19 protein-coding genes are annotated in these 20,207 nt (G+C 59.1%); 3 read left to right on the top strand and 16 right to left on the bottom strand.

Annotation, left to right across the window (positions count from 1 at the left end; all coding sequences use genetic code 11):
* Positions 1-317 precede the first annotated feature (317 nt).
* From GH784_RS09025 to GH784_RS09000, 6 genes are all read right to left on the bottom strand, one after another.
* Positions 318-2,468, bottom strand: a complete 2,151-nt coding sequence (locus tag GH784_RS09025) for a putative bifunctional diguanylate cyclase/phosphodiesterase (RefSeq protein WP_112752926.1) — start codon at positions 2,466-2,468, stop codon at positions 318-320.
* A 340-nt stretch (positions 2,469-2,808) separates the two neighbouring features.
* The gene (locus tag GH784_RS09020; RefSeq protein WP_153793377.1) at positions 2,809-3,744 is read right to left on the bottom strand and encodes a 2-hydroxyacid dehydrogenase; all 936 of its coding nucleotides are present in this window, start codon (positions 3,742-3,744) and stop codon (positions 2,809-2,811) included.
* 24 nt (positions 3,745-3,768) lie between these two features.
* Positions 3,769-4,500: an amino acid ABC transporter ATP-binding protein gene (locus tag GH784_RS09015; RefSeq protein WP_153793376.1), complete on the bottom strand. Its 732-nt coding sequence runs from the start codon at positions 4,498-4,500 to the stop codon at positions 3,769-3,771.
* Positions 4,481-5,140, bottom strand: coding sequence for an amino acid ABC transporter permease (locus GH784_RS09010; protein ID WP_003505666.1), 660 nt, complete (start codon positions 5,138-5,140; stop codon positions 4,481-4,483). Before GH784_RS09010 ends, GH784_RS09015 begins: the two co-directional genes overlap by 20 nt.
* Positions 5,137-5,841: an amino acid ABC transporter permease gene (locus tag GH784_RS09005; protein ID WP_004431329.1), complete on the bottom strand. Its 705-nt coding sequence runs from the start codon at positions 5,839-5,841 to the stop codon at positions 5,137-5,139. Before GH784_RS09005 ends, GH784_RS09010 begins: the two co-directional genes overlap by 4 nt.
* Positions 5,842-5,907: 66 nt before the next feature.
* Positions 5,908-6,711, bottom strand: a complete 804-nt coding sequence (locus tag GH784_RS09000) for a transporter substrate-binding domain-containing protein (RefSeq protein WP_004431321.1) — start codon at positions 6,709-6,711, stop codon at positions 5,908-5,910.
* 296 nt (positions 6,712-7,007) lie between these two features.
* On the opposite strand from GH784_RS09000, the gene GH784_RS08995 reads away from it, so the two are divergent.
* Together GH784_RS08995 and GH784_RS08990 are read left to right on the top strand one after the other, a co-directional pair.
* Complete coding sequence (locus GH784_RS08995; RefSeq protein ID WP_004431319.1) at positions 7,008-7,328, top strand: hypothetical protein; 321 nt, start codon at positions 7,008-7,010, stop codon at positions 7,326-7,328.
* 157 nt (positions 7,329-7,485) lie between these two features.
* Entirely contained in the window at positions 7,486-8,508 is a 1,023-nt protein-coding gene (locus GH784_RS08990; protein WP_019566709.1) for a LacI family DNA-binding transcriptional regulator, read from the top strand.
* Positions 8,509-8,566: 58 nt separating this feature from the next.
* Here GH784_RS08990 and GH784_RS08985 read toward each other — a convergent pair whose 3' ends face one another.
* From GH784_RS08985 to GH784_RS08955, 7 genes are all read right to left on the bottom strand, one after another.
* Positions 8,567-9,595 (bottom strand): trans-3-hydroxy-L-proline dehydratase, encoded by a 1,029-nt coding sequence (locus tag GH784_RS08985; protein WP_111801916.1) that lies wholly within the window; start codon positions 9,593-9,595, stop codon positions 8,567-8,569.
* A gap of 10 nt (positions 9,596-9,605) precedes the next feature.
* Positions 9,606-11,315, bottom strand: coding sequence for a cis-3-hydroxy-L-proline dehydratase (gene lhpI / locus GH784_RS08980; RefSeq protein ID WP_153793375.1), 1,710 nt, complete (start codon positions 11,313-11,315; stop codon positions 9,606-9,608).
* 111 nt (positions 11,316-11,426) lie between these two features.
* The gene (locus GH784_RS08975; RefSeq protein WP_038495419.1) at positions 11,427-12,668 is read right to left on the bottom strand and encodes an NAD(P)/FAD-dependent oxidoreductase; all 1,242 of its coding nucleotides are present in this window, start codon (positions 12,666-12,668) and stop codon (positions 11,427-11,429) included.
* On the bottom strand, positions 12,668-13,390 hold the full coding sequence (locus tag GH784_RS08970) for an amino acid ABC transporter ATP-binding protein (protein ID WP_019566705.1): 723 nt from the start codon (positions 13,388-13,390) through the stop codon (positions 12,668-12,670). Before GH784_RS08970 ends, GH784_RS08975 begins: the two co-directional genes overlap by 1 nt.
* Positions 13,383-14,036 (bottom strand): amino acid ABC transporter permease, encoded by a 654-nt coding sequence (locus GH784_RS08965; RefSeq protein ID WP_038495415.1) that lies wholly within the window; start codon positions 14,034-14,036, stop codon positions 13,383-13,385. Before GH784_RS08965 ends, GH784_RS08970 begins: the two co-directional genes overlap by 8 nt.
* A 12-nt stretch (positions 14,037-14,048) precedes the next feature.
* Complete coding sequence (locus tag GH784_RS08960) at positions 14,049-14,714, bottom strand: amino acid ABC transporter permease (RefSeq protein WP_019566704.1); 666 nt, start codon at positions 14,712-14,714, stop codon at positions 14,049-14,051.
* Positions 14,715-14,785: 71 nt separating this feature from the next.
* Positions 14,786-15,592: an ABC transporter substrate-binding protein gene (locus GH784_RS08955; protein WP_013761084.1), complete on the bottom strand. Its 807-nt coding sequence runs from the start codon at positions 15,590-15,592 to the stop codon at positions 14,786-14,788.
* 326 nt (positions 15,593-15,918) lie between these two features.
* On the opposite strand from GH784_RS08955, the gene GH784_RS08950 reads away from it, so the two are divergent.
* Positions 15,919-16,956 carry an Ldh family oxidoreductase gene (locus tag GH784_RS08950; protein ID WP_111788460.1) on the top strand — a complete coding sequence of 346 codons (1,038 nt, stop codon included), beginning with the start codon at positions 15,919-15,921 and terminating at the stop codon, positions 16,954-16,956.
* Positions 16,957-17,068: 112 nt separating this feature from the next.
* Here the strand turns inward: GH784_RS08950 and GH784_RS08945 are convergent, their stop codons facing one another.
* The 3 genes from GH784_RS08945 to ftsZ form a co-directional block, all read right to left on the bottom strand.
* Complete coding sequence (locus GH784_RS08945) at positions 17,069-18,034, bottom strand: dihydrodipicolinate synthase family protein (protein WP_153793374.1); 966 nt, start codon at positions 18,032-18,034, stop codon at positions 17,069-17,071.
* Positions 18,035-18,142: 108 nt separating this feature from the next.
* Positions 18,143-18,841 (bottom strand): GntR family transcriptional regulator, encoded by a 699-nt coding sequence (locus tag GH784_RS08940; protein ID WP_004431295.1) that lies wholly within the window; start codon positions 18,839-18,841, stop codon positions 18,143-18,145.
* A gap of 202 nt (positions 18,842-19,043) precedes the next feature.
* On the bottom strand, positions 19,044-20,006 hold the full coding sequence (gene ftsZ, locus GH784_RS08935) for a cell division protein FtsZ (RefSeq protein ID WP_019566702.1): 963 nt from the start codon (positions 20,004-20,006) through the stop codon (positions 19,044-19,046).
* Positions 20,007-20,207 lie beyond the last annotated feature (201 nt).

The raw sequence follows: 20,207 nt of genomic DNA, 5'->3' as shown, positions 1-20,207 counted from the left end.
TTTAATATACAATATATAATTGTTTTATTTGGTGATTTCGATATTTATTACTTAGTTATAGCGCAAATTAGTTCTAATATTTTTGAATTATAATACTAGAACAAACTTGCGCCCAATCCCGCAATCGCTTGGGAAAGGCATCAAGTTTCATGGATGAAGATGAGGGGATGAGGGCTTTTGATGCCGCGTGGGGTCGCAAGAAGGGTGATATAGCCGCACTCCCTCCCGACGCCACTATGCGGCAAAGACAGCGCAACGTGCCTTCCGCCAATTCGCGCCCGGCGAATCCGGTTAGAGGCCGGCCACCGAGGTGGGAATTATTGCATGTCGTTCGATAGACCAGCGGGGAAAGTCATCATATTCCCCAACATTGCGTCGATCGCATCCGCCTGCACCGGGCGGCTGAAGTAATAACCCTGCCCATAGGGGCAGCCGGCAGCGCGCAGAAACGCTGCCTGCTCGCCGGTCTCGACGCCCTCGGCAATGACATCGATGCCCAGAGACCCCGCAAGCTGGATCATGATGGAGACGATGGCGCTGTCCTTGGTTTTTTCCGGCAGATGGGTGAGGAACGACCGATCTATCTTCATGCACGACAGGGGGAAGGTCTTGAGCATGCCGAGACAGGAATAACCAATGCCGAAATCATCCAGTGCCAGGCTGACGCCCATCTCCTTGATGACGCGCATGATCCGCACGGATGTTTCCACATCCTGAATGATGAGGGTTTCGGTGATCTCGATTTCTAACAGAGACGGTGCAAGGCCGGATTGCGTGAGCGCAGACCTGATCTGCTCCACAAGGCCGCCCTGAAATTGCCTGGGTGAAATATTGACCGCCATTTTGACGGGCGGCAGCCCGGCATTGCACCATGCCTGGGCCTGAAGGCAGGCTTTCTTCAGAACGCTTTCCCCAAGTTCCACGATGAGGCCGGTTTCTTCCGCAAGACCGATGAATTCCGCGGGGCCGAGCAGACCTTCCACCGGGTGCTGCCAGCGCACCAGCGCCTCCACGCCGCTGATGCGACCGGTCAGAAGATCGACCTGCGGCTGATAGTGGAGAACGAACTCATCTCTCTCTACCGCCTTGCGCAATTCCTCGATGCGGGTGAACTTCTTCCGCAGATCGTCCGCCATACGCGGCGTGAAGGTTGCAATGCCATCTCGCCCGCTATGCTTGGCCTCATACATCGCAAGATCGGCCGCAGCGACAATTTCCGCCGTGGTTTCCCCGTGCTCCGGGAAAAATGCCATGCCAATGCTGCATGTGACCTTGATATCGTAGTTGCCGAGGCGCAGCGGCTGCGAGACCGCAGCCCGGATATGTTGCAGGCGGCTTTCGAAATCGTCCTTCTGCTTATGCAGAATGATGACGAACTCATCCCCGCCCACCCGTAGCACCAGATCGTTTCGACCGAGACTGCGCGAGATGCGCTCAGCCGTTTTGGACAACAAAGCATCGCCAACGCTGTGGCCGAGCGTATCGTTGATCTGCTTGAAATTATCGAGATCAAGAAAGCCGATGCCGACATGCCGCTTCGCTTTTGCCGATGCTGCCAGTATCTCCGGCAGTCTCGTATCCAGAAAGCGGCGATTGGGCAGCCGTGTCAGCATGTCGTGATCGGCAAGAAACGCGATATGTTCCGCCGCCCGTTTGCGATCGATCGCAAGACCCGCCATGCGCGCGGCGGCGGCGATGAACTCCAAAAGCCCCGCATCCGGTGTGCGGCCCGCCAACATGCACCAGACGAAACCGTGCGCATTGCCTTCGCTGGCGGGAATATCGAAACTGAAGGCCACATTACCGGCGGGATAGGTCAGGCTTTCGGGATCGCTGACGCTGGAGATGAGTGCTGTCACCCCCGCATGCTGTGAAAGCGCCGGTGAGGCATAGACCGAGGGTTCGCCGGCCGCGGCATCGAATACGCGAACAGCGCAGGCAAGACCCGTAGCGAGGTTTTCGATGGCTTTCACGAATTCTTCGAGAAAATCCTCGATACGCGCCGCCCCAACAATCATTTCGAGAATATGCGCCTGCGCCTGAAGCAGTCGCTCCGAGGCTTTCTTCTGGGTAATATCCCTGGATGCACCAACCACACCGATGATCGCGCCGTTCTTGTCCTTAAGCGGCACGCGCGACATCATCAGCCAGCGGTCGATATCGCCGCGCATTGCGCGTTCCTCAAAACCGAGATCCGGCTCTCCCGTGCGCATCACCCGCGCCTCGGTCTCTGGAATGCCGGCACGCTGCGCCGCATCGCCGTTAATATCGTAATCGGTGAGACCGATCAGTTCCTCGACTGTGTCGAAGCCGTTTTCGGTGACGATGGCACGGTTGGCGAAAAGAAAGCGGCCTTCCAGGTCCTTGGCGTAGATGAAATCCGGCACATGATCGATCATCGCTTCAAGCAGCGCATGCCGGTCGGATGGCGGCGCATCGGACTTCGTCCGCGGCGGCCGGTTCTGCAAGCGTGACTTCGGGCCTTTGGAACGCAACTATCCGCCTCGTTACTGTATAAGGAAGCAGAATAGTAGGATTATACATATTATATAAATATGAACGGCGGCGGGGGATTGAAGCGAAATGGCGCGACAAATACCGCGCGATCAGATTGTCGGCAAAGGCAAAACCTCTCCTGCAACATGCCAGCCTTGAGCTGGCATTGAGCCACGGCGCATCTGCGCCGTGAAACAAGCTTTTCCCATTCAATACTTCATAGCACTGAACCGTGAGCTGCAGGACTTCGTAGCCAATCTCATGAGCTGCAACGGCTGCAGCGTTTGACTGCAACCGTCAATTGCTTATCCATCACACGACAGGTGTGGGGAGCTCTTTACCGGCAAAATGCGCGTCGAGATTGGCGAGAACCAGATCGGCCATGGCGCGCCGGGTCTGGTGCGTGCCGCTGCCGACATGCGGCGCGAGCGTGACGTTTTCGAAGGCGAAAAGCGCCTCCGGCACACGTGGCTCATCCTCAAAGACGTCAAGCGCTGCGCCACCGATCGTGCCACTCGAAAGCGCCTCGACCAGTGCCTTTTCATCCACAAGCGAACCACGCGCCACGTTGACGAGCACACCCTGGGGACCGAGAGCCTTCAGCACATCCGCGTTGACGATATGGCGCGTTTCGGCGGTGGCGGCGGCGGCGATGATCAGCACGTCGCAATTGGCGGCCAGAGCCTCGATGCTGTCGTGATAATCATAGGGAACGTCGCGACGGTTTCTGGCGGTGTAGGAAATGCGCGCATCAAAGCCTTCCAGCCTTTTGGCGATAGCCTGACCGATGCGGCCAAGGCCAAAAATGCCGTAGCGGCGGCCGGCCACACGGGTGGAAAGGCCCATATCACCCTTCAGCCACTGCCCCGTGCGCACATGCTGGTCAGCCTGCGGCAGCTTGCGCGCTTGCGCCAGAACAAGACCGAGCGCGAGGTCAGCGACATCCGCCGTCAGAACATCCGGTGTGTTGGAAACGCGGAAACCGCGTCGCTTGGCTTCCGCCAAATCCACCTTGTCGAAACCGACGCCGTTGATGGCGACGATCTCGAGATTGGGGAGTGCGGCGCCGATATCCGCCGGCAGGCCGATATGGCCACCGGTGACGACGCCGCGGATTGCAGTACCCTTTTCAGAAAGGAATGCCACCTTGTCTGCCGCCTCAAACAGGCGATGAACAGTGAAGCGCTGCGCGAGTTCTTGTTCCAGTGCCGGGATCAGCGGGCACAGTTGTACGATTTCAGTAGTCATGGATATGTCCTTGTGGATCAGGCGCTATTTCACATCGGCCTTGACGAATTGCCGGAGTTCCGGTGTTTGCGGATTGGCGAAGAGTTCTACCGAGCGGCCCTGTTCCCAGATCTTACCCTTGTGCATGAAGATGGTTTCGGTCGCCACACGGCGTGCAAAGGCCATTTCATGGGTAACAAGGATCATGGTCATGCCACCCTTGGCGAGGTTTTCCATGACCGTCAGCACTTCCTCCGTCAGTTCGGGATCGAGTGCAGAGGTCACCTCGTCGAACAGCATCACCTTCGGCCGCATGGCAAGCGAACGGGCAATCGCCACGCGCTGCTGCTGGCCGCCGGAAAGCTGGTCGGGATAGGAATCGAATTTCTCCGACAGGCCGACGAGTTGCAGAACCTCGCGGGCAATGTCCTTCGTTTCCGACTTTGCCACGTCCTTGACGATACGCGGAGCGAGCATGATGTTTTCGCCGACCGTCAGATGCGGGAAAAGATTGTAGCTCTGGAACACGATGCCGACATCGGTGCGCAGCTTGCGCAGCGCTGTGGCATCTCCGCCCAGCGCATGGCCGGCAATTTCGATGCGGCCCGAATTGATCTTCTCCAACCCGTTCATGCAGCGCAGCAGCGTGCTCTTGCCGGAGCCGGAGCGGCCGATGAGGGCGAAAACTTCACCACGGCCGACCGTCAGCGACACGCCTTTAAGGACTTCCAGAGCGCCAAAGCTCTTGTGAACGTTTTCAACGATTACTTCCGGCATGAAGCCTCCTTTCCAGCCAACGAGACAGCTGGGACAACGGGTAGCAGACGATGAAATAAAGCACGGCCACCGCGACGAAAACGCGGAACGGCTGGAACGTGGCATTGTTGATAAGCTGCCCCGCTCTCGCCAGTTCGACGAAACCGATGATTGATGCGATGGACGTATTCTTGACGACCTGAACGGCAAAACCGACGGTCGGCGGCAGGGAAATGCGGATCGCCTGCGGCAGGATGACGTAGCGATATTGCTGGGCGCGGGTGAGAGCCAGCGACTCGGACGCCTCCCATTGCTGCTTCGGCACCGCCTGGATGCAGCCGCGCCAGATTTCGGCGAGATAACCCGACGTATAGATCGTCATCGATGCGCCGGCAGCAATCAGTGGCGGCAGTTCAAGTCCGGCAAGGCTTAGGCCGTAATAGGACAGGAACAGGATCATCAGCACCGGAATGCCCTGGATGACCTGGATATAGGTGCCGGCAGCGATACGCAGCGCCTTCAGATCCGAGGTGCGGGCAAGCGCCACGAAGAAACCGACGAGGCCGCCGCCGATGAGCGCAATGATCGTCAGAAGCACGGTCCATTGCAGGGCGGTGAGCAGGAAGCCGAATTCGTTCCAGCCGAAAGTTCTGAGTGTCATGACTGCACCTCCGGCAAGGCGGTCATCGTCTTGCGCGCCACGCGGCGGCCGAACAGCCACATGCCGACAAGGGCAAGGATGAGCCGCAGGCTGAGCGCCAGCGCAAGATAGATGAGCGTGACGACGATATAGACCTCGAAGGAGCGATAGGTCTGCGATTCCACGAAGGCAGCGGCGGCCGCAAGCTCATGGGTGGAGATGGCCGAACATATGCTCGATGCCAGCATCATCAGCACGAACTGGCTGCACAGCGAAGGATAGACCTTGGCGATGGCAGGCACGATGATGACGTGACGATAGATCTGATATTTGGTGAAGCCCAGAGCCTCGCCCGCCTCGATCTGCGACTTGTGAACCGCCTCGATGCCGGCGCGGATGATTTCCGTGGAATAGGCGGCAAGATTGATCGTCATGCCGATCAGAGCTGCCGTATCGGCTCCAACGCGAAAGCCGAGCCCCGGCAGACCGAAATAGACGATGAAAAGCTGCACAAGAAATGGCGTGTTGCGGATCACCTCAACATAGCCGTCCACGATGATGCGGACGATACCGCCATTGATGGAACGCAGCGAGGCTAAAAGAATGCCGAAAGCGCAACCGAGCACGATGGAGAGGACCGATAGCTTGATCGTCAGCCATATGCCGCTCAACAATTCGTTCTGATATTGGGCAAGCGCGCCGAATTGAAATGTATAGGACATGCGTCACTCCGTGGACATTTCCCGGCCCGCCGGAATTTCTCCCGGCGGGCGCGTTGAATGGCTCAATCAGAAGCTAGGCAGTTGCGGCAGCGGACGGCCGGTCCACTTCACCGAGATGCGGTCGAGATCGCCCGACATCTTCATGAGATAGATGGAGGTGTTCAGCCACTGACGCAGCTCGAAATCCTCAATCTTCGTCGCCATGGAATTGCCCTGCTGGAAGAAGGTGAAACCGACCTGCAGACCGGCTTCCGGACGCTGCTTGATGATCGCCTCACCCACCGTGGACGGCAGGGCGACGGCATCCACCTGACCAGCAAGCAGAGCCTGGGCGCTGGTGGAATCGTCTTCGTAGACGACGATTTCGAGACCTTCGACATTGGCCTTGCGCAGCGCGGTTTCCTGCGAGGAACCGCGATTGACCGAAACGCGCTTGCCCTTGAGGCTGTCGAGATTTTCGAATTTCTGGTCCTTGCCGGAGATGATGTCCATGTTGAAGGCGCTGTAGGGCTGCGTGAACATAACGGTCTTGGCGCGTTCACCGGTCGGGGCGAGCGTCGCGACAAGGAAATCGACCTTGCCGGTCTGGAGCGCCGGAATGCGGGCCGGCGGCGTCAGCGGCACCAGTTCGACCGGCAGCGACAGGTAAGAGCCGATCAGATTGGCGACATCAACGTCATATCCGGAAGGATTGCCCTTCTCGTCCACCATACCCATCGGCGGCGCGCCGGTGAGAACGCCGATCTTGACCTTGCCGCGCGCGGTGATCTCGCTGAGCGAGACGGCATGGGCCGAAGTGGTCGCGGCAAGCGTTGCTGCGGCAACACCGACTGCGACGGTCATGTTCTTCAAAAATCTGGAAATGCTCATGGTTTCTCCTCCAACCCTTTATTTGCCGTCCGCACGGGAACAGCGGCCTTTGCGCAAACCGAAAAATGTTCTCGATAACATTTCAACCCGATTTGCAAAAAACTCCTCCCAAGAAGACGCGAAGATCCAAAACTGTTAGAATTCCCCATGAAATTCAATGATTTTGGCTGGTTATCGATTTTCCTCTGGTCGACACCATTTCGCGTTCTTGGCAGGATCAATAATGCATGTTATCGGTATCATTGCAAGTCCGATCTACAGAACTGTTGCATCGGGCATTCATTCGGGAGGGAACCATGTATACACGCTCGGCAATTTTTGAAGGCAAGATCCACGCCGGTCGGGAGGAGGAGTTTTTCCGCATTGTCGAGGAAAAGCTTCTGCCGGTCTGGAAACGCATGCCGAACGCGCAGGCCGTGCGCGTCATGCGCACCGAGCGTACGGACCCGGACGCGGCGGCCATCATTATGGTGCAGGAAATCGACTATCCGTCGATTGAGGCTGTGGAAGAAGCGCTGGTTTCGCCGGTCAGACTGGAAGGCCGGGTGCTGACGGACGAGATGATGAGCATGTGCGACGGGCGTTTCTATCACCTCGTCTACCGTCGCATCGCATAAATCCGGTGCACGCCGCACCGATCTGCAATCATGCGGCGTGCTTTCCCTTGATATCTTCGTGTATGTCTTGTCCTGAACCGGTTCTAATTCAGGGAGACATGCTTTGGTGGAGCGCACGCCCTTGGCCGCAGCGTTAGTCACGTCAAAAAAAGCAACCATGAGCGACGTCTCGAAACTCGCGGGCGTCTCCAAGATGACCGTTTCGCGGGTGCTGGCCGATCCGGCGCTGGTGTCTGAGGACACGCGCCAGAAGGTGATGAAGGCTATCGAGAAGCTTGGCTATGTGCCTGACCGGATCGCCGGTTCGCTGTCTTCCCGACGCACCAATTTCATCACCGCCATCCTGCCGACGCTCACCAACTCCAACTTCGCCGACAGCGCACAGGGGCTCGCCAACGCGCTACGCGCCGCCGACTATCAACTGCTGATCGGCTATACCATGTACGATCTCCAGGAGGAGGAGCGCGTCATCCGCACCATGATGGAGCGCCGGCCAGACGCCATAGTCGTTGCCGGAACGGTGCATACCAAGATGGCGAGCGAAGTTTTGATGCGCGCCGGCATCCCGATTGTCGAAATCTGGGACGTTCCCGAACATCCCATCGACCATGCGGTAGGCTTTTCCAACTACGAAGTGGGAAGAAACGCCGCCAAATATTTAATATCGCTTGGATTTAAGAGAATTGGCGCACTGGGATCGCGTGCGGATGGCGATGTAAAGGACTGGCGCGGCGAAAGCCGCCTGCTCGGTTTTGGTGCTGCACTTCGCGAAGCCGGCATTGCCGACGACCTCATCATCCGCGAGGGCAGCGCCCCAGTCTCCTACGACCATGGGGCCAAAACGCTCGGCTCGTTGCTGGCGAAGGCGCCGGATGTCGAAGGCATTTTCGCGGTCTCCGATATTTCCGCCGTCGGCGCACTGATGGAGTGTCATCGTCGCGGCATTCGCGTTCCCGAACAGATTTCCATCCTCGGCTTCGGCGATTTCGACATCGGCCGGCAATGTTATCCGGCGATTTCAACGATCCGTGTAGACGCCCAGATGATCGGCCGCAAAGCGGGCGAATTGCTGCTTTCCATATTGGAAGCGGAAAAAGGCGCTGCCGTTCCCGAAGGTGCGCGGGTGGATGTCGGGTTCGAGTTGATCGTCAGGGAGACAACGAAGCGGGTGGGCGGGTGAGGTCCCTCCCTCATCCCTGTGCTGGTCACAGGGATGAGGGAAGTACGGTGTATCGTCCTTATCGAGCGCCCCAAGTGTCCGTCAGACGATATCCTTCCGGCCATGGATCGGAAGGATCGAGCATGTGCTGGTGAATGCCGGTGATCCAGCCGCGGCCGGAAATTTCCGGCAGGATGGCCGGGCGGTCGCCCACCGTTGCCGTTCCCAGAATGCGACCGGTAAAGGTGGAGCCGATGAGCGACACGGCCGTCAGCGTCTGGCCTTCTTTCATCTCACCGCGTGCATGCAGCACCGCCATGCGGGCCGAAAGCGCCGTACCGGTCGGTGAGCGATCCACCTTGCCCGGCTGGATGGCAACGGCGGCACCTGCCCGCAGGCCCTCAGCGGTGCGCTCTACCTTGCCCGCAAACAGGCAGAAGGAAAAATGACGCCAATCCGGGTTTTCGGGATGCTCGAAACCCAGAGCCTTGTTGGCCGCATTGGTGATGCGCACGCCGAGACGGGCAATCTCATGCGCTTCGTCCGGCTTCAGGCTGAAGCCCATCGCCTCGGCGTCGACGATGACGAAACTGTCGCCGCCATAGGCCGTATCCACCTTCAACGTACCGAGACCCTCGACCTCAAGCTCTACATCGAGCTTCGCGGCAAAGCTCGGCAGGTTCTGCACGAAAATGCGTTCGGCCTTGCCATTGCGGCATTCGGCACGCACCTTCACAAGCCCGCCCGGCGCTTCAAGCAGCATATGGGTTTCTGGCTCCTGCATTGGCACGATACCGCCATCCAGAAGCACGGTGGAAACGCAGATGGAGTTGGAGCCCGACATGGGCGGGGTATCTTCCGGCTCCATGATAATGAAGGCGGCATCCGCGTCAGGATGTTTTGGCGGCACCAGAAGATTGACGTGGCGGAACACGCCACCGCGCGGCTCGTTGAGCACGAAATTGCGCAGGGTCTCATCGCGGGCGATGAAACGGCTCTGTTCCCAGATCGTCTCGCCCGGCGGCGGCCTCACGCCGCCCACGATCACATCACCCACCTCGCCTTCCGCATGGGCGGAGATGACGTGAACTGTCTTGATACTGCGCATTTAGTGCTCCTCAGGAAAGCCAGGATGGAAGACGGGAAATAGCACGGCCGGTCAGTGCGCTTTCAACACAGTCGGCAAGGCTGCCGAAACGCACCGCGCGGCCGCTGAGGCCAGGACCGTAGTGGGCGTACTTGCCCGAATTGGTCATCAGCGCGCGCGTCCTGGTCGGAAAGACCGGTTCGGAAATCGAGCACCAGCACAGATCAGGCAGTACCTGGACGCCACTGTCATGCAGGCTTTGCAGGGTGCCGTCCCGTTCTGCTGCGTCGATGACCTGCTGTCCGGCAGTGACGATGACGGCAACATTTGCATGACGCCTGCGTCCGTTGAAGGCGGACGCCAGCGCGCGGCATTCCTCCAGCGAGGCATGCGGGCTGCCGATGGCAACCAGTTGCACATCCTCTGGTCCCTCATTCAGAAGCGACCAGCCTGCGGCCATATCAGCAAGCGAAACTGTGACGGTTTCCGCCGTTTCGACCGGCTCCAGTCCCGCTTCCGGGGTGACGCCCTCGATATGCAGCATGGGAGCCGCAGACGTGGTGCCGAAAGCGGCGCAGAGCGCCTTCAGATCATCCCGCGAAGGCTTTGCTGCGCCAAGACCGCGCAGAAGCGGAATGCAATCGGGGGCTGCCTTGCCAGCGAGATAACCGATGAGCGGCCAGAAGGCGTCATTGATATCCTCAGGCAAAGCGACATCGACAATGCGTTGCGGTCGGCGGTTTTCCTCAAGATAGACGCCGGACAATGGCGCCCTGCCCGTCAAGGCAATGCAGAGATCGAGAAAATCCGGATGTTTGGCCGTGCGTGCGCCGAGAACCGTATTTGCGAAAATCACGGCATTCGATTCGGCCCAGGCGATCATGTCGCCGGCCTGCGGCGCGCTGTCGAGCAGATATGGCGAACAGGTAAAGGTGGGGCGACAGCCCATGCGTACATAGGCATCTGCCAGCCTTGCGGCGGGATCGCCGAAATCCTCCGGCACGCCCTGCGCGCGCCAATGCGCCTTGTCCACCGAGATGGCGTTCATGGTCGTCGGCACGCGCACGCTTGCGCCCATCTCCGCCATCTTCTCTGCAAAGGTGAGATTGGCGGGGCTGGCATAGATGCAGCCGTCAATATGACCCTGCGTGACATCGACGAGCGCTGACGCCCCCTGCTGGGCGGCCATGGCGACAATGATGCGCATGGCCTGCTGCACGGCAATGCCGTCGCGGCCCTCGACCATTGCCCTGTCGTCATTCTTGAGATCGAGATGCGTCGTCGCAGGCGGCGCGATCGCGAGGGAAACGCCATCAGCCTCAATGGTATTTTTATCGATACGCACATGAGAGGCTTGAGAGAACCGCGCGAAATTCTCCGCGTCCAGGCGCAGCACCGGCATGGGCTTGCAAAACATTTCCGAAGCGATCAGTGCGCCTAGCGTTAGCACGTCTTCGGCCTCGCAGAAGACAAGCGCTGAGGGTGCGCGGCCCGTCAGGATGAGATCGAGCAAAACGCCAGAACCGGTGCAGGAGCCACGGCTTGACGGCATGAACAGCACACCGCCGGTGAGACAGACGCCGTGCAGCGGGTGGTGCACGTCAATCACCTTGCCTGTGGCGGGATCGACACCGCCCCAGAAACTCAGCGCCTCAGTCGTGGCGATCACCACGCCTTCAGCCGCGCCCGGCAGGATGCTGCGCGCCTGAGGAACGGCTGTTGTCGAACCGGAAGAAGACATCGAAAATCTCCCCAAAAGCATTTCCAGTAAAAGTGCGTAGCGGTTTTACGTCTGGAAAATGCGTAAAAAAAACTAGAGAATTTTTGCGTTTCGGAGAAAAGCCAAAATTCTCTAGAAACGTTGTGGCGAAAATGCCCTTGTATCGATGGCGGGTTTTTGCCCCGTCAGTAGATCGGCGACGATGCGGGCCGTGCCGGCCGATTGCGTCAGCCCCAGATGGCCGTGACCGAAAGCATAGACCACCCGCGCCGTGTGGCGCGCCGCACCAATCGCCGGCAGGCTGTCGGGCAGCGACGGGCGAAAACCCATCCATTGCTTGCCGCCTTCGGTTTTCAGGCCTGGCAGAAAACTTGCCGCCTTGGCGAGAAGCGCCTCGGAGCGGGCGAAATTGGCCGGAAGCTCGAGCCCGCCCAGCTCCACTGCACCGCCGACGCGAATGCCGGTCGAAAGCCGCGTGACAACGAAACCATGACCGCCGAAGGTCACCTGCGTGCGCAGATCGAAGGCGCCTGAAGGCAGGGTGGTATTATACCCCCGTTCCGTTTCCAGCGGAATTTTTTCCCCAAGCGAACGGGCAATGCGATGCGAAAACGCGCCCGCCGCCAATACCACCTTGCCGGCCTTGCGAGTGCGCCCGTCATGGCTCACCACTTCCACACCGTCTTCCAGCGGCCTGAGCGCTGCGATGTCGAGACGTTCGATACGACCGCCGATGCTGCGGAAATGCTCGGCAAGAGCCAGCGTATAGAGCTTCGGGTCGGCGATGGAATGCCAGCCGGGCGTGAAGGTGCCGCAGGTGAAACGCGGTGCGATGCCGGGCTGTATCTCGGCCATCTGCTCGGCATTGAGGTGCCGGAACTCGATGCCATGACGCTCGCGCGCCTTCCAGCCGGCAAGCGAGCCTTCGAATTCGGCTTCGCTTTCATAGACCTGGAGATTGCCCTCCTTGCGCAGCATGGCAATCGTGTCGGTTCTCCTGAGAAACGGCTCAAGTTCAGATTTCGACAGGTCCATCAGCGCCGTCTGGGCGGTGGTGGAATGTTCAACCTTCGAGGCGGCACAGGCGCGCCAGAACCGGAACATCCATGGTGCAATCTTCAGCGCATAGGCAGGCGGTACGCTGAGAGGCCCGAGCGGGTCGAGAAGCCACTTCGGCGCTTTCCAGAGAATGCCGGGGGATGCGAGCGGCAGGATATCGGTGAAGGCGAAGGCACCGGCGTTACCGGCGGAAGCGCCGGCCGCCGGGCCTTCGCGATCGATAACCGTGACCGAAAGGCCGCGTCCCTGCGCGGCAATAGCTGCCGAGAGGCCGACAACGCCGGCCCCTATGACGATGACATTGTTTGCAGACATTACCGCACGCTCGACAGGAATTTCTGCGTCTCGGGGTGCTGCGGCGCGCCGAAAAGCCGATCCGGCGTGCCGATTTCCGCCATCACGCCCTGATGGAAAAAGGCGACACGGTTCGACACATCGCGGGCGAAGGCCATTTCATGGGTGACGCAGATCATCGTCATGCCCTCGTCGGCCAGCATTTTCAGCGTATCGAGCACTTCGCCCACCAGCATCGGATCGAGCGCTGAGGTGACTTCGTCGAACAGCATATATTCCGGCGACATGGCAAGAGCGCGGGCAATCGCCATACGCTGTTGCTGACCGCCAGACATGCGGTTCGGATAGACCTTCAGCTTTTCAGCAAGACCGACATGGGTCAGTTGCTTGACCGCGATTTCCTCGGCCTGCTCTTTCGAAATGCCAAGCACCTTGCGCGGCGCCAGCATGACGTTTTCGAGCACCGTCAGATGCGGAAAGGCGTTCCATTGCTGGAAGACGATGCCGACCTTGCGACGCAGCTTGTTGAGGTCGGTCGATTTGGCATGCACCTCGGTGCCGTCGATGACGATCTTGCCGCTATCGATCGGCTCCAGGCCGTTGATGCAGGTCAGCAGCGTCGACTTGCCGGAGCCGGAACCACCGATGATAGTGACGACCTCGCCGTTGTTGACGGTCAGGTTGATCCCTTTCAGAACCTCCAGCGGGCCGAAGGATTTGCGGACGTTTTCGATCTCAATCATTGGGGGACCACCGTCTTTCGAGATACCCGCCGAAACGGGCGATGGGGAAGCTGATAAGGAAATAGATGGCGCCGCAGATCATGAGAATGGTCAGCGGTTCCTGCAGGCGCGTGACGAGGATCTGCGAGGCACGCAGAAGCTCGATAAGTCCGAGCCACAGCACGAGCGCCGAATCCTTCATGACGCCGAGTGTCAGGCCGATCCAGGCGGGCAACGACACGCGAGTTGCAAGCGGCAGCACGATGTAGCACATGTCCTGCGACCAGGTCATGCCGAGCGAACGGCAGGCGCGGCGCGTGTTCGACGGCACCGCTTCGATGCCGCCACGCACGATCTCGGTGCAGTAGGCCGCCGTATAAAGCGACAGAACCACGCATGAGGTGGTGAATGGCGGCCAGCCGAGCTTGGCGATCGACTGGAAGGCATTGCCAAGCACCAGTTGGATGAGGAGCGGCACGGAGCGGAAAACATCCAGCACGAAGGTCAGCGGCAGCGACCAATAGGCCCCGAGCTGGAAGCGGATGACACCGAAGATGATACCCATGAGGGTGCCAGCCGTCACGGCAACGGCGGTGACGGCAAGCGTCATCCCCGCGCCCTTGGCAAGGAAGGCAAGATCACTCCAGGTGAGAGCGGTTTCAAACATGGCGCACCTCTCTCAGTAACGAAACAGACGAGCGGCCAGCAATCTGGCGGCAAGCGTGACGATCTTGGCGATCACGTAATAGATGACCGCGGCAAGCGCGAAGAATTCGAAGGTGCGGAACGAACGGGCGTTCAAGGCCTGCGTGACACCGGCGAGATCCGTATTCATGCCGACGGTGACACCGAGCGAGGTCATCAGGATTGCCCAGACCATCTGGTTGGTGGCAGGCAGGAAGGCGACGCGCAGCATCTGCGGCATGATGATGAGGCGGAAGGTCTGCATCGACGTCATGCCGAGCGAACGGCCGGAGCGCGTTTGCGTATCCGGTATCGCCTTCAGCGCTCCACGGAAGTTCTCCGCAAGATAGCCCGCATTGTTGAAGGCGATGCCGGCCAGAAGCGCCGTATAGGGGCTGAGATGAATGCCGAAATTGCCAAGGCCGAAATGGGCCATGTAAATCTGGAACAGCGCCGGCGTGTTGCGGGCGATTTCCACCCAGACGGCGGCAATGGCACCCAATATCCGGTTACCGGAAAGCCGGAACAGGGTCAGCACGATGGCGCAGGAAAGACCGATCACCATCGACAGGATCGCGATCTGCAGCGTCACCACCGCACCGTCCAGCAGCTGCGGCAAAGCCTTCAGCGCCTGATTCCAGTGGAATGTATAATTGAACATAACCGTCTCACCTTTTCAGAAACGATCAACGGCGCGATCGATCCGACCGCGCCGTTTGGGAAAAGTTCCGATCAGCGATAGACGCCGTTGACGGTGAGCGAAGGAACTTCGCCGCCAACCCATTTTCCGTAGAGTTCGGCGTAACGGCCGGTGCGAACCTGCTGGTTGATGAACAGGTTCAGGTAATTGATGAAGCCATATTCATCGCGGTTGGTGAAGAGAGCGACATAATCGATGTCATAAGGTGCCTTGCCGACCACCGAGATGCCGGCAAATTTGCCGGTCTTAACGTTGGCCTGTGCAACGGTCGAGGTTGAAACGGTGGCGTCGATCTGACCCTGGCTGAGCGCGAGGAACACATCAGCCTGCGTCTGGTAAGGACGGAACTCGCCCACGCCCCATTCCTTGACGGTCTTTTCGAGCGCAATGGCTTCGAACGTACCGGCAGTCGCGCCGACGGTCTTGCCCTTCATGTCCTCAAAGGACTTGACGCCAGATTTGTCGTTGGCGGTGACAGCCATTTCGAAGGCGAAGTAAGGCACGGTCATGCCAACCGTCTTGGCGCGCTCAAGCGTGTCGGACGTGGAGGCAACGCCAACATCGACGCGGCCGGACATCAGCGCCGGTATACGTTCCGGGAAAGGTGTCTCGACGATTTCAGCCGTGACGCCGAGCGCCTTTGCGAGATCGTTGCAATAATCGACATCGAAGCCGATCGGGTTGTTGGCGTCATCACGCGCGCCCATGGGCGGGAAGTCGAGCACGACCGCACAGCGCAGCGTACCGGACGAAATGATGTCGTCAAGCTTGTCGGCCTTGGCCGGAGTAATAGCGAAAGTGGCGGCCAGCAGGCCGGCGACGATGACCGATTTTTTCATTGTTGATTTGCTCCCAGAATTGCTCTGCCATTGAAGGCGAGGTCACTATTTCCCCATGGAGGCGATAAATCAACATAAAAATACAATGAGTATACAAAAAGAATTTTTGCAGCAGCGAACAGTGCTACGGGAGCGAGCTTGCAATTCGGGACCGAAGAGCACGTGAAAATGGCGCCCTGGTTGGGCAAGTCTGCCCTACTCTCATCCCGGCGCTTGTGGCAGGAATGGGCACCGGACGCAGAATGCCGAAAAGACGAGTTGCAATAGAATGACCGTTGTATACTTTATGTATTCAAAATGTGCGAGCCCAATATCGGAGGATTATGATGAGCGACAACACCACATTGACCATCGACGGGCTTTTTCAGCGGGTCGAAGCGATTTTCCGCAAGGCGGGGCTCAATGCCGTGCAGGCGGGAGCGCTTGCGCGGGTTATTGTTGCCGGTGAGCGTGACGCCTGCAAATCGCACGGTATCTACCGCATCGAAGGCGCCCTGCGCACCGTCAAGGCAGGCAAGGTTAAGCCCGATGCGATGCCGGAGGTGGCCGAAGACGACGGCACAGCGATCGTGAAAGTCAACGCCAATGGCGGTTTTGCCAACCCCGCCTTCGAGCTTGGCCTGCCTGTTCTGGTGGAGCGGGCGAAACGCACCGGCATCGCCGCGCTCGTCATCAATGATTGCACGCATTTCTCGGCGCTCTGGCCGGAAGTCGAGGGGCTGACAGCGAACGGTCTAGCGGGTCTGGTCATGTGCCCGAGCTATTCCACCGTCGCTCCCACTGGCGGAACCAAGCCGCTGCTCGGCACCAACCCCTTCGCCTTCGGTTGGCCCCGTAAGAACACTTCACCCTATGTCTTTGATTTCGCAACATCTGTTGCGGCGCGCGGCGAGATAGAACTGCACCGTCGCGCGGGCAAATCTTTGCCTGAAGGCTGGGCCGTGGATGCCGACGGAAACCCGACGACCGACCCGGAGGCTGCGCTTGCCGGCGCCATGCTTCCGTTCGGCGGCCACAAGGGTTCGGCCATCGGCACCATGATCGAGCTTCTCGCGGGTATCATGATCGGTGACCTGACCAGCCCCGAAGTACTGGAGTATCTCGGCACCACAACGCTTGCACCCTTCCATGGCGAGCTTATCGTCGCCTTTTCCCCGGAAGCCTTCGCCAAGGGCCGTCCGGGCGATCCTTTCCAGCGGGCGGAAATCCTGTTCGACGCCATTATCGGCCAGGGAGCCCGCCTGCCCTCCGGCCGCCGCTTCACTGCACGCGCCAAATCGGAAAGCGAAGGCATTACCTTGACCGCCGCCGAAATCGCCGGTCTCGACCGGCTGCTGGAACAGGGGATGGACGCCGTCTCCTGACATCAGTCCTTCGTCATGCCGAACCCAATCAGGCATGACGAAGGATATCTATCGAACCTCATAAAACGAAAAAAGGCCCGCAAATGCGGGCCTTTTTCACTGCAGAAAGTAATCAGGCAGCCTTGCAGGCCTGAACCGCACCCGGAAGCTTGCTCCAGTCGGCGTACCAGCTGTTGAACAGCTTGAACTGCGCCTCGACATAACCGCGCTGGCTGTCGCTGAGGGCATCGGTCTCGTTAAAGTGCAGCGTATATTCCTTGTCGCCCTTCAGCACCATCATGTGCTTGAAGTAGAGAACCAGATCCGGGCCTTCATCGAAGGAGGAGAGGACGGCGAGCGCCTGCTCCAGTTCCAGCGCGCGGGCGCGGGCGTCCGCATCGCCCTTGGCGGCGGCCTGCGACAGCTTGCAGAGATGGATGACTTCCTTCGGCAGAACATTGCCGATGCCCGTGATCGCGCCGGTTGCGCCGCAATTGACGAAGCCGTGGACAACGGCAGTATCGACGCCGATCATCAGGGTGACTTCATCATCGCGGCTGGTGATGTTTTCAGCAGCGTAACGCATATCCGCCGGACCACCGAATTCCTTGAAGCCCACGAGGTTCTTGTGTTCCGCACGCAGCGCGAAGAAGAGATCGGCGCGGGTGGCGAAACCGTAATAGGGGCTGTTGTAGATGACAGCGGGCGTTTCGGCAGCGGCCGCAAGGATGGCCTTGAAATGCGCCTTCTGGGCAGCGATGACCGAGCCGCGCGAAAGAACACGCGGAATGACCATCAGGCCCTTTGCGCCAACCTTCTGGGCATGGGCGGCGTGCGCAACGGCAGATGCCGTGTTGACCGCGCCGGTGCCGACGATGACCGGAATGCCGGCTTTCACCAGACGTTCCACGCCTTCCATGCGCTGCTCATCGGAAAGAAGCGGCCAGTCGCCCATGGAACCGCAATACACGACGGCAGACATGCCATCGGCGATCAGCTCTTTGCCCTTGCGGACAAGCGCGTCGAAATCGGGGGTGCGATCATCTTTGCAGGGGGTCATCAAGGCGGGAATCACGCCGGAAAAAATGCTGGCCGTCATTACTAGCTCCTAAGGGACAGTTTTTCGGGAATGGACGCACCTTCGCGCCACCCTTTCAACAAGGACATTACAATCTTGTATTTTATTTGTCGACAAGAAATCGACAAGCTACAGATTTATTTCCAGCCGCTCATTGCGCACCAGTAGTTTCTGCACCTGCTGCACGATCTGTTCGGCATGCTCGCGGGCCAGTTTCTCGGACAGAACAGTGTCGCGCGCGGCGATCGCCGCTATGATCGCATCGTGATCGTCGACGAAACGTTTCGGCAGGCGATCATCATAGGACTGGTAATACAGCCGCAAGATGCGCCGTCCCTCATCCAGCAGACGCTTGAACAGACTGGTGAAATAGGGGTTGCGCCCGGCTTCGGCGATGGAAAGGTGCAGGGCCGCATTGGTGGAAATCATCGCCAGCGCGTCTTGCTCTTCCACCGCAATGGCAAATTCCGCATTATGGGCGCGGATGCCGGCCAGATCTTCCGGACGGTGATATTGGGCAGCAAGCTGGGTCGTCACCCGGTACATCAGCACCAGCGCATCGAAATAGGTATGCATATTGAGGAAATCGATGTTCGACACCATGGTCGAACGGTTCGGCAGCGTATCGATCAGCCCCTCGCCCGAGAGCCGCACCAGCGCTTCGCGAATGGGCGTGCGCGACATCTTGAACCGCTCGGCAAGCTGCACCTCATCGATTGGACTACCCGGTGGCAGAACCAGATCGAGAATCTCGTCGCGCAGCAGATCGTAGACCATCTTCACGCCGGAGCCACGCTTACGCTCGGCAGAAGCAATTATATCCGTCATAACCAAATCCCTCTTGTCGACATAAAGAGTACTATTATATTTTTTCCATAACAACGCCGCGTTGCAGCACCTGCCCCTCGAATGGCGGAATAATTGTTCAAAAACAACAAAAAGCCGTCACGAAAATTACCCGCGACGGCTTCAATAATTCAATTTGTGACATCGCTGCTTTTTTACAAAGCACCGCTTCGAGGTAGGGACCTCAGTTACGCAGGCCGGTGGCCACGACGGAAATCTTGAAAGCGCCGTCCAGCGTCGGATCGAAGGACGCGCCCATCACCACATCGGTCTCTTCGCTGACTGCCTCGCGCACAAGCGTCATCGCCTCGTCGATCTCGTAAAGCGTCAGGTCGTTACCGCCGGAAATCGACACAAGTGCGCCGCGTGCCTCCTTCAGCGACGGTTCGCCGAGCAGCGGGTTGGCGATGGCGGCGGCTGCCGCTTCCGAAGCGCGTTTTGGACCCTTGGCCTGCGCCGTGCCCATAAGCGCGCGTCCGCCATTCTTCATGACGTAACGCACATCGGCGAAGTCGAGATTGACCAGGCCTTCGCGCAGGATGAGATCGGTAATGCAGCGCACGCCGAGGGACAGGACCTTGTCCGCCGTCTTCAGGGCACTTTCAAAGGTCGTGCCGGCATCCGCAATACGCAGCAGGTTCTGGTTGGGAATGACGATGACGGTATCGGCGGTATTAAGCAGATTGGCGAAACCATATTCGGCAGCACGCATGCGGCGCGCGCCCTCGAAGCTGAACGGCAGGGTGACGACACCGACGGTCAAGATGTTCTTCGCACGGCACGCTTCCGCGATGACGGGCGCAGCACCGGTGCCGGTACCGCCGCCCATACCGGCGGTGATGAAGCACATGTCGTAACCGTTGAGGTGATCCATGATCTCGTCAAGCGAATCGATTGCCGCCTGCCGGCCAACCTCCGGATCAGCCCCGGCACCCAGCCCGCCTGTAAGTTCGGAGCTGAGTTGCACGAGCCTTGGCGCGTTGGTTTTCTTCAGCGCCTGCGCATCCGTGTTGGCGGCGATGAAATCAACGCCGCCGATGCCCTCGTCGATCATGTTGTTGATCGCGTTTCCGCCGCCGCCACCGACGCCGATAACAGCGATATTGGGCGTATTGCGGGCGATTGGAGCGCGCGGAGACTGGGTCATCGTCTTATTCTCTTTCTAAACTCATAGGGTCTCGCGCCGTTTTTTAACCGCGGCACGCGAATGATCGGCAACGTTCCTGCATGTCCTTCCTGGCGCGTGAAGGACGCTGTAACGCTTTGAATTTGCATGCAAGCCTTTGCCCCGCTTGCGGCTAAAGGCTTGTGCTCCAGGGGCGAAAGATGCGCTACGGCGACTGTCTCC

The sequence above is a fragment of the Agrobacterium tumefaciens genome (assembly GCF_009649785.1).
Lineage (GTDB): Bacteria > Pseudomonadota > Alphaproteobacteria > Rhizobiales > Rhizobiaceae > Agrobacterium > Agrobacterium tumefaciens.
The sequence above is the reverse complement of the archived record's forward strand: the minus strand, read 5'-3'. Positions and strand labels throughout refer to the sequence as shown.

Coding starts and splice junctions, on each gene's coding strand:
- GH784_RS08965 (WP_038495415.1), bottom strand. CDS start 14,036: ATGTTTGAAACCGCTCTCACCTGGAGTGATCTTGCCTTCCTTGCCAAG.
- GH784_RS09005 (WP_004431329.1), bottom strand. CDS start 5,841: ATGTCCTATACATTTCAATTCGGCGCGCTTGCCCAATATCAGAACGAA.
- GH784_RS08995 (WP_004431319.1), top strand. CDS start 7,008: ATGTATACACGCTCGGCAATTTTTGAAGGCAAGATCCACGCCGGTCGG.
- GH784_RS08945 (WP_153793374.1), bottom strand. CDS start 18,034: ATGACGGCCAGCATTTTTTCCGGCGTGATTCCCGCCTTGATGACCCCC.
- GH784_RS08985 (WP_111801916.1), bottom strand. CDS start 9,595: ATGCGCAGTATCAAGACAGTTCACGTCATCTCCGCCCATGCGGAAGGC.
- GH784_RS09000 (WP_004431321.1), bottom strand. CDS start 6,711: ATGAGCATTTCCAGATTTTTGAAGAACATGACCGTCGCAGTCGGTGTT.
- ftsZ (WP_019566702.1), bottom strand. CDS start 20,006: ATGACCCAGTCTCCGCGCGCTCCAATCGCCCGCAATACGCCCAATATC.
- GH784_RS09010 (WP_003505666.1), bottom strand. CDS start 5,140: ATGACACTCAGAACTTTCGGCTGGAACGAATTCGGCTTCCTGCTCACC.
- GH784_RS08960 (WP_019566704.1), bottom strand. CDS start 14,714: ATGTTCAATTATACATTCCACTGGAATCAGGCGCTGAAGGCTTTGCCG.
- GH784_RS09015 (WP_153793376.1), bottom strand. CDS start 4,500: ATGCCGGAAGTAATCGTTGAAAACGTTCACAAGAGCTTTGGCGCTCTG.
- GH784_RS09020 (WP_153793377.1), bottom strand. CDS start 3,744: ATGACTACTGAAATCGTACAACTGTGCCCGCTGATCCCGGCACTGGAA.
- GH784_RS08940 (WP_004431295.1), bottom strand. CDS start 18,841: ATGACGGATATAATTGCTTCTGCCGAGCGTAAGCGTGGCTCCGGCGTG.
- GH784_RS08970 (WP_019566705.1), bottom strand. CDS start 13,390: ATGATTGAGATCGAAAACGTCCGCAAATCCTTCGGCCCGCTGGAGGTT.
- GH784_RS08975 (WP_038495419.1), bottom strand. CDS start 12,668: ATGTCTGCAAACAATGTCATCGTCATAGGGGCCGGCGTTGTCGGCCTC.
- GH784_RS08955 (WP_013761084.1), bottom strand. CDS start 15,592: ATGAAAAAATCGGTCATCGTCGCCGGCCTGCTGGCCGCCACTTTCGCT.
- GH784_RS08950 (WP_111788460.1), top strand. CDS start 15,919: ATGAGCGACAACACCACATTGACCATCGACGGGCTTTTTCAGCGGGTC.
- lhpI (WP_153793375.1), bottom strand. CDS start 11,315: ATGTCTTCTTCCGGTTCGACAACAGCCGTTCCTCAGGCGCGCAGCATC.
- GH784_RS08990 (WP_019566709.1), top strand. CDS start 7,486: ATGAGCGACGTCTCGAAACTCGCGGGCGTCTCCAAGATGACCGTTTCG.